Annotated in this window: 1 protein-coding gene; it reads left to right on the top strand. The window is 59.5% G+C overall.

Features of this window, described 5'->3' with window-relative positions; genetic code table 11:
* The first annotated feature begins 112 nt into the window (after positions 1-112).
* Entirely contained in the window at positions 113-1,789 is a 1,677-nt protein-coding gene (locus BM114_RS13980) for a fimbrillin family protein (RefSeq protein WP_143089359.1), read from the top strand.
* Positions 1,790-1,882 lie beyond the last annotated feature (93 nt).

The following is a 1,882-nucleotide window of genomic DNA, read 5'->3' as shown; positions in this document are numbered from 1 at the left end:
CTTTGACAACAAGCCGGAGGCGCTGCCAGTGCATGTGGAGAAATCAAGACAATTAGAGCTATTTGCATGGTAATCTTATCCCGAACTCGCGTATAAAATAAAAAAGAAGACAATGAAGACAAAGAAGACATTCTTTTCGTTTTACTTGTCCGCCTGCACGCTGCTGCTGGGCGGAGCCCTGATGACGGCCTGCTCGTCTGACGACCTCGACGAGGGTGCCAAGGGCGTAGACATGGTGAAGGGCATGCAGATAGAGCTCGCCTTTGCCGACTACGGCGAAGATACAGAATCGACGATGACCCGCGCGGCAGCGGCAACGCCCGCCAAGGACACCGTGGTGCTGGGCAACGGTCTCGTGGCCGAAATCTCGGTGGAGCGCGACGCCAAGGCTGGCTCCGAGGCTCCCGCCAAGCCTGCCACCCGAGCCCTCTCGGCTGGCACCTACACCATGGCAGCCTATCAGGGCGGCGTGTTCAAGGGCGATGTTACCGGGACGGTGAGCGGAAGCGTGTTCACGCCCACCAGCTCCAATCCCGCCATCATCCTCACCCCGGGCACCTACGACTTCGTATGCTATAACGAGTTCGTAAGCCGCAACGGCAACGAGCTCACCGTGGCACAGGCCGACGCCGGCAAGGCGCTCATCGGGCGCGCCGCCAACCAGCGCGTGAGCGGTGCCCGGCAGAAGATACGCTTCACCATGAACCATGTGGGAGCCCGCATGCGCGTGAAGCTCACGAGCTATGTCTCCGTGCACGATTCCATCAAGGCCAAGGTGGCCGATACTGACGGCGACGCGCCCGTAACCGCCCACTACGACATGAGCACCGGCACCTATACCTATGCCAACGGCGCGCTCACGCCGGGCGAATACGCCTTCGGCGAAAGCAAGGAGTGGGCACGGCGCGGCTATTTCGCCGCAGAATGGCGAGAAAACTACACGAGCCTGAGCGACTACCAGTATTTCCTGCCCTCCACCGAGGGAGCCAAGCTGAAGCTCACCTTCAGCCAGGGCACGCTCTACTATAAGGATGTAGCAGGCGTAACCATTCCCGTGAACCCGGATCCGGCCATCACCATGAAGCAGAACGGCTCCTACACGGTGAATGTGAAGATGCTCTACGACTTCTACTATCTCTATAGCGACGGCACCACCGACCGCATCTCGGCAGCCGCAGGCCGCACGCCCGTGGGCGTCGTGGTAAGCCGCAGCCAGCGACTGGCCGCAGCCCTGAAGGAAGCAGGAAATGGCAACTGGTGCCAAAGCAGCTATCAGCTGAACCTCGCCAACTCGCAGCAGTTCCCCACGCCCGCCCAGGCACTAAACGACATGGCCGGCGAAGACTGGACATGGGACGCCGCCCACAGCCACGACGGACAGGTGAAGGCCAACGAATCCGTTGCCTTCCCTGCCTTCTACAAGGCCGCACACTACGACGCGGGCACCACGCTCTCCGGCGGACTGGAACAGAAACGATGGTTCCTGCCCAGCGCAGGCCAGATGAAGTATCTCTTCACCGGACTCGGCAAGGGCGACATCGACCCCGTCATCGCACAGACAGCCTTCACCAACGCCACCCACTTCCCCTGGAAGGGCGACCTGGCTAACGCGGCCTTTGTCCAGCTCGGCGGCAGCTCCATCTACGACAGCGGCGGGAAAGCCTTCTTCACCAGCACAGAGGTAGACTACCAGACCATAGTTATGGTATCCACAAATCCGGAATACATGCGCTGGACGGAGATAGGCAAGCCGTCTTATGTAGCCATACTTCCCTTCGTGAATTATTAAGATACGCGAGTTCGGGATAAGATTACCATGCAAATAGCTCTAATTGTCTTGATTTCTCCACATGCACTGGCAGCGCCTCCGGCTTGTTGTCAA

Origin of the sequence: Prevotella sp. KH2C16, from assembly GCF_900113305.1 — a bacterium.
Classification (GTDB): Bacteria; Bacteroidota; Bacteroidia; order Bacteroidales; family Bacteroidaceae; genus Prevotella.
The sequence above is the reverse complement of the archived record's forward strand: the minus strand, read 5'-3'. Positions and strand labels throughout refer to the sequence as shown.